We start from the raw sequence: 6,777 nt of genomic DNA on the forward strand, positions 1-6,777 counted from the left end.
CGGCCCGCGCCAGCAGCGGCGCGGCCAGGGCCTCCCGGGCCAGCTCCGCTTCGGGGGCGAGCCGCACGGGCGGCAGGGGGGAGCTGTCTGACATGGGCTGATTCTCCTAGCGACGGAAGTACTACGGGTACGGCCCTGACCGGACCCGTACGACTCACTCCGAAGCCTAGACGGGTTTCACCCCATGCCACCCGGTTCATCTGCCGGTCAGCCCCCGTACATGGCTGAAACCTTGACAAGTGGCTCGATCAACAAGGAGATTGACGCGCGTAGAAACAGGGCATGAGTGTTCACCGTTCCGCCGATTTCTACGCGTGTCACACTCACGTCGTCCCCCCACGCGCCTTGCCGTCCTCACCCCGTCGTTCCCGCCCCGGAGGGATCACTTGCCCAGCAAGTCGTCCGCGCGTCTCGCCGCGCTCACCGTCGCCGCCGTCTGCTCGGCCGCGTCCACCGTCGTCCTCGTCTCGCCCGCGCACGCGGACACCGTCCGTATCCACGACATCCAGGGGACGACCCGGATCTCCCCGTACGCCGGACAGCAGGTGACGGACGTCCCGGGCATCGTCACGGGCATCCGCACGTACGGCTCGTCCAAGGGGTTCTGGATCCAGGACCCGAACCCGGACGCCGACCCGGCGACCAGTGAGGGTGTCTTCGTCTTCACCGGCTCGGCCCCCAAGGGTGTCGCCGTAGGGGACGCGGTCACCGTCACCGGCACCGTCTCCGAGTTCGTGCCCGGCGGCACCGCGTCCGGGAACCAGGCGGTCACCGAGATCACCAAGCCGGCCACCACGGTCGTCTCCAGCGGCAACGCCGTCCCGGCGCCGGTCGTGATCAGCGCGCGGTCGGTCCCGGCCGCGTACGCGCCCGCCCCGAACGGCTCGATCAACACCCTCCCGCTGGAGCCGAAGAAGTACGCCCTGGACTACTTCGAGTCCCTGGAGGGCATGAACGTCGAGGTCGCCGACACCCGCGTGGTCGGCGCCACGGACCCGCACACCGAGCTGTGGGTGACGGTGAAGCCGTGGGAGAACGCGAACCGGCGGGGCGGCACGGTCTACGGGTCGTACGGGTCGCAGAACACCGGGCGGCTCCAGATCCAGTCGCTCGGTGCGACGGCCGACTTCCCGGCGGCGAATGTAGGGGACACCCTCAAGGGTGCGACCACCGGTCCCCTCGACTACAACCAGTTCGGCGGCTACACCCTCGTCGCGAGCCGGCTCGGCACGCTGAAGAGCGCCGGTGTCCAGCGCGAGTCGACCCGCAAGCAGTCGCGCGGCGAGCTGGCGGTCGCCACCTACAACGTCGAGAACCTCGACCCGTCGGACAACACGTTCGCCGAGCACGCCGCCGCGATCGTGAACAACCTGAAGTCGCCCGACATCGTGTCCCTGGAGGAGATCCAGGACAACAACGGCGCGACGAACGACGGCACGACCGCCGCCGACGTCACCGTCACCAAGCTGATCGACGCGATCGTGGCGGCCGGCGGCCCGAAGTACGACTGGCGTTCGATCGCCCCCGTCGACGGGCAGGACGGCGGTGAGCCGGGCGGCAACATCCGCCAGGTGTTCCTGTTCAACCCGCAGCGCGTCTCCTTCACGGACCGCGCGGGCGGCGACGCGACGACGGCCGTCGGGGTCACGAAGGTGCGCGGCAAGGCCGAACTCACCGTCTCCCCGGGCCGGATCGACCCGGCGAACGAGGCGTGGAAGAACAGCCGCAAGCCGCTCGCCGGCGAGTTCGTGTTCCGTGGCAAGACGGTCTTCGTGATCGCCAACCACTTCAACTCCAAGGGCGGTGACCAGGCGCTGACCTCGCAGTACCAGCCCCCGGCCCGCTCCTCCGAGGTCCAGCGCCACCAACAGGCCACGCTGGTCAACGCGTTCGTCAAGAACATCCTCGACACCCAGAAGAACGCGGACGTCGTCGCCCTCGGCGACATCAACGACTTCGAGTTCTCCGACACCGCGAAGATCCTGGAGACCGACGGCGCCCTCTGGTCGGCGATCAAGTCCCTCCCGAGGAGCGAGCGTTACTCCTACGTCTACCAGGGCAACACCCAGGTCCTCGACCAGATCCTGGTCAGCCCCTCGATCCGCCGCTCCTGCGACTTCGAGTACGACAGCGTCCACATCAACTCGGAGTTCCACGACCAGATCAGCGACCACGACCCGCAGGTCCTGCGCTTCCAGCCGTAGCCGTACCTGAACCCCGGCTACGACGGCCCGGTCCCCGATGTCGCCACGGGACCGGGCCGTTCGGCCTACCGGCCACCGAATTCGCCACGAAATGCAGGACGTTGACGGTGACGATCGCGGGCGCCACGATCGCCGCCGCCCTCGGGAACACCGGCTCCAGGGAGAGCGCGAGGACGATCGCCGTGACCCCGTTCTGCTGGCCCACTGCGAGCAACACCCGGTCGGTGCGGCCCAGTCGCCGGGTCAGCACCGAGGCGACGACGGCGTGCGCGGCGAACGCGGAGGCGCCCAGGACGAGCCCGTACCCGAGGCTGACGCCCCCGACGAGCAGCATCCCGAGGAGGAACGCGGCGACGGCGTAGGCGCCTTTGGTGACCGCGCCGACCCAGCGCCCCAGGAACGCGGGCCGGAAGAAGAGGCCCACGACGGCGATGCCGAGCATCAGCGTGTACGACGCCGCCAGCACCAGCATCGCCACGACCAGCACGGCTCCGGCGACGTCCGCGAGACGCCCGCGCAGGCGTCGTCCGAACTGTTGTCCGCACCACCAGACCGCGCCGGCGGCCACCACCAGGACGGCGCTCCAGCCGAGTTGGGCCGCGTAGCCGCTCGCCGAGCCGCCGAGGCCCTCGCCGTCCGCGACCAGCGGGACGGTGAAGGCGGTGAGCAGGACGGTCACGGGGTCGTCGAAGGACGCCCAGACGGAGAGGATCGTCTTCGCGCGCGGGGACATGCGGGAGGAGTCGCGCAGGGCGGCGACGGAGAGGGGGTCGACCTGGGCGACGGTCACCGCGAGGACGAGGTACTCGGGGTCGTCCAGCGTCAGCCACAACACCCCCGCGATCAACGCCGCCTTGGCGACCACCCCGACCGTCACCGCGAGGCTCAGCAGTCCGAGGTGCTCGCGGGCCTCGCGCAGGGAGATGTCGGAGGTGCTGCCGTACAGGCCGACGGCGAGCAGCAGCATCGTCAGGAACAGGAACCCGTCGGACCCGGCGACCTCACCGGTCCCCTGCCCCACCGCCCAGCCGGCCGCCAACAGGCCCAGCAGCAGGGCGAGTTGCCTCAACGGTCGGCTTCCAGAACGCGTTCCACCGCGCCTGCCAGCTCCCCCATCCTCAAGTCGGCGTGGAACACCCGGTCCTGATTGAGCGTCACCCCGAGCAGAAACGGCCCGTCCCCCACGACGGAGTAGTACAGCGCGCCCTCGTCGACGTCGAGGACGGTCCGGGTGAGGCGGCCGGGCAGGACCGCCTTGAGGGAGTGGTTGAGGCGGGCGACGACGAACGGCAGCCGGCGTGCGACGTCCTGGTAGCGGTCGCGCCGGCTCTGGCGGCTGATGTTGCGGAAGTAGGGGGCGAGCGGGGCGAGTTCGAGGACGTCGGCGGAGAGGAAGCCGGACGGGTCGAGGTAGGCGACGTAGTGCAGGTCCTCGACGGACAGGGCGGCGGCGCAGGCGGCGAGGAGGGCCTCGGGGTGGGGGCCGACGGCGCCGGAGCGGTCCGTGTGGAGGGCCTCGGCGACGGTGGCGGGCCCGCTGCTCGAACGCGCCCCGGGGAGCGCCCCCTTGAAGGTGTCCTCCTCGAACCCGCCGTAGTTCAGGCCGCGTTGGCGCAGGGTCGCGGCGAACCGGGTGGCGAGCGCGGCCATCGCACGGTCGGCGCTTTCGTCGTGCTCGGCGCCGAGACAGACGCCGGTGAGGTACTCGCCGGGGCGGACGTAGTAGTGGAAGACGGAGGCTTCGCCGAGTCTGAGGACCGTGCGGATCAGCCGGCCGCTCTCGGCGGGCCGCAGCGCGCGGTCCATGCGCCCGAGGAGGAAGTTGAGCTGGCGCCCGACACGGATGTAGAGGTCGCGGTCGACGGCGGCGTCCTCGGTGACCGACTCCAGTATGTCCACGGAGTAGTTGTAGACACCCCGGTGGTAGGCGGCGACGTGGTGGAGCCCGTGCGGGTGCAGCGCGTCGGCGCACAGGCCGACGAAGTCGTCGCTGGCGGTGGTGACATGGGCGGCGCGCAGCCGTAGCGGGGTCACCGTCGAGATCCCGGTGGGAGTGTCGGTTCGGTCGGTGTCCGCGGTGTCCACCACGCCTCCTCAGTGGCCGCCTGGGCCGAAGCCGGTGCGGAACAGGTCGGGTTCGAGCGCTTCGAGGCCCGCGCGGAACGCCTTGCCGAAGGGGCTCTGCGGGCCGGGCAGCGCTCCCTGGGCGACGGTCTGGGCGGCTCGGGGGTCGTAGGGCAGGTCCAGAATCGTGCGTACTGCCAGTGTGTCCGTGGAACGTCCGCCTCCAACCCGGTTCTGCGGATTCCGTCCGGAAATTCGCGGACCCGGACCGGGTCTGTTCGCCACGTACCCCACGAGTTTGCGCAGCAGCCCCGCGTGTTCGAGGCCGGCGGTGAGTTCCCGTACGGCGGGATGGGTACGGCCGTCCGGCGGGCCGACGACGAAGACGTGCTCGACGGCCCGGCACACCCGTAGCGCGCACGGCCCCCAGCCGGCCCCGCAGTCGACGAGGAGGCAGCCGGCGACCTCGGCGAGGGACTCGGTGGCCCGGCCGACGATCTCGGGCAGGTCGCGCCGTCCCGCGAACGCCGAACTCCCCCTGCCGCGCAGGCCGGTGAAGAGGGACATGTCCTTGCTGCGGCCGTCCCGGGAGCGCAGTCCGCGCAGCATCGGCTGGGCGGCCCGGTCGGCCAGCGCGATCTTCTCCTCCTGGGCGAACCCGAGCAGCCCGCAGCCGCTCCGGTCGAAGTACCCGGACCCGCGGCCCTGTTGACCGAACTCCCCCGGCCCACCGCCCTGTTCGCCCCACCAGGCGTCGAGCAGCCCGCTCAGCCCGGCGTTCTCGACGTCCGCGTCCATGAGGACGACGTCCTGTCCCTTGTCCCCCATCTCGGCGTCGATCAGCGCCCCGGCGGTGGCCGTGACGAGACTCGCCCCGGTGCCCCGCCAGGGCGAGAGCACCGCGACCGACCAGGGCTGCCCGAACTCCCGTCCGTCCCCCATGGCCTTGCCCTTCTCTCGCACTGTCAAGTCACCACCTCATGCCCCGGATACGGCTTCTGATGCTCGATCAGATGTACGGCACGTCGAGGTCGATCTCGGTCCGTGCGGTGCCCGGCACGCCGACGCCGCTCTCTCCGCTGCGGGCCTGGCTGTCCTGGAGGTTCCCGGCGGCGAACACGGTGAGGGGGTGGGTGTCGCCGCAGCGGACGCGCAGCAGGTCGTAGGTGCGCCGGTCGAGGGCGAGGGCGGCGGCCGACTCCCCCACGTAGACGAGGGCGTTGGCGTGGTCGAGGCCGGCGATCAAGGTCAACGGGTGGTCGTCGCCCAGGGTTTCGGCCAGCCCTTGCCAGCCCTGTTCGCTCAGTTCGAGCATGCCGTCGAGGACTCCGGCGGAGCGCCGGCACAGTGCGAGGTCGACCTGGGCGATCCGGTGGAAGGGGTGGTTCTCGCCCCAACCGGCGTAGTCACGTACGGAGTTCTCGGCCAGCCTGCACGCCTCCGGGTGTTCCCCGAGGAGCCGGAGGTCGGCTGCCAGAGCGAGCCCGGCGGCGAGGCGTTCGTGGTGGCCGGGTCCGGCGAAGGCGAGCCAGCCGGCCATGGCGTCGGCGTCGCACTTGCGGGCGGTGCTGAGCCGGTCGGGGTCGTGGCGTCCGGTGCGGCGCAGGGTGGCGGCGAGGGCGCGGCCCGCGTACAGGGTGACGGGGTCGGACTCGCCGTGGTGGCGTTCGGCGTCGGCGAACGCCTGCCGGAGCTGGGCGAGGGAGGTCGCGTAGTCGCCCGACTCCCGGTAGCGGCAGCCGAGTTGGACGGCGAGGCTGAGGGTCAGCTCGTGCCGGATGCCGAGGACGCGGCGGCAGCGTTCGTAGGTCTCGCGGTGCAGGTCGAGGGCTTCGGCGGTCATGCCGACCATGGCGAGGGACAGGCCGAGGTTGAGGAACGCCATCAGGGTGTGGGGGTTGTCCGGGCCGAAGACGCTGGTGAGGATGTCGGCGGTCGACTGGTCCTCGGCGAACGCGTCCTGGACCCGGCCGAGGGCGCGCAGTTCGGCGCCCCGGCCGGTGGCGCTGCGCAGGGTGTAGGGGTGTTCCAGGCCGAGTTCGGCGCGCAGCCGGTCCAGTGCGCGGTGGTTGATCTCCTCGGCCTCGGCGAAGCGTCCGGCGTCGCGGTGGATGTTGCCCAGTTCGACGGCCAGCCTCAACGTCGGTACGTCGGTGGTGACTTCGAGGTCGCCGTGCCGCTCGGTCCAGGTCTCCAGGAGCTGTTCGGCGAGGGTGCGGGCGGGTTCGAGGCGGCGGGCGAGGCGCCGGTGGCGGACCTGGCTGACGAGCCAGCGCCGTACGTCGGGGTCGTCGCTGCCGGCGGCGCCGCTCGGGTCGACGTGCTGGTCGAGTTCCTCGAACACCTCCTGTGCGCCGGCGTCGGGTTCCGGCGGTACGAGGGAGGCGAGGACGTGCTGGGCGGCGGCGCGGGAGGCGGCGGCCGTGTGCCCCGCCTCGGCGATCACCGTGCGTGAGGAAGCCTCCCGGGATGCGTGACCTCTGAGCTGACCTTATGGTGAGGCCGCGAG

5 protein-coding genes are annotated in these 6,777 nt (G+C 71.3%); 1 reads left to right on the forward strand and 4 read right to left on the reverse strand.

Annotation, left to right across the window (positions count from 1 at the left end):
• Positions 1–386 precede the first annotated feature (386 nt).
• Complete coding sequence (locus tag ACVNF4_RS30230) at positions 387–2,204, forward strand: endonuclease/exonuclease/phosphatase family protein (protein ID WP_461806065.1); 1,818 nt, start codon at positions 387–389, stop codon at positions 2,202–2,204.
• Here ACVNF4_RS30230 and ACVNF4_RS30235 read toward each other — a convergent pair.
• Genes ACVNF4_RS30235 through fxsT form a run of 4 tightly spaced genes read right to left on the reverse strand, consistent with a single transcriptional unit; the run spans position 2,164 to position 6,714 of the window.
• The gene (locus ACVNF4_RS30235; protein ID WP_461806066.1) at positions 2,164–3,273 is read right to left on the reverse strand and encodes a cation:proton antiporter domain-containing protein; all 1,110 of its coding nucleotides are present in this window, start codon (positions 3,271–3,273) and stop codon (positions 2,164–2,166) included. The genes ACVNF4_RS30230 and ACVNF4_RS30235 overlap by 41 nt on opposite strands.
• Positions 3,270–4,289, reverse strand: a complete 1,020-nt coding sequence (locus ACVNF4_RS30240; protein ID WP_461806067.1) for a hypothetical protein — start codon at positions 4,287–4,289, stop codon at positions 3,270–3,272. Before ACVNF4_RS30240 ends, ACVNF4_RS30235 begins: the two co-directional genes overlap by 4 nt.
• 9 nt (positions 4,290–4,298) lie before the next feature.
• On the reverse strand, positions 4,299–5,237 hold the full coding sequence (locus tag ACVNF4_RS30245; protein WP_461806068.1) for a MinD/ParA family ATP-binding protein: 939 nt from the start codon (positions 5,235–5,237) through the stop codon (positions 4,299–4,301).
• A 40-nt stretch (positions 5,238–5,277) separates the two neighbouring features.
• The gene (fxsT, locus tag ACVNF4_RS30250; protein WP_461806069.1) at positions 5,278–6,714 is read right to left on the reverse strand and encodes an FxSxx-COOH system tetratricopeptide repeat protein; all 1,437 of its coding nucleotides are present in this window, start codon (positions 6,712–6,714) and stop codon (positions 5,278–5,280) included.
• Between the last annotated feature and the right edge of the window lie 63 nt (positions 6,715–6,777).

The sequence above is a fragment of the Streptomyces sp. S6 genome, from assembly GCF_054880855.1.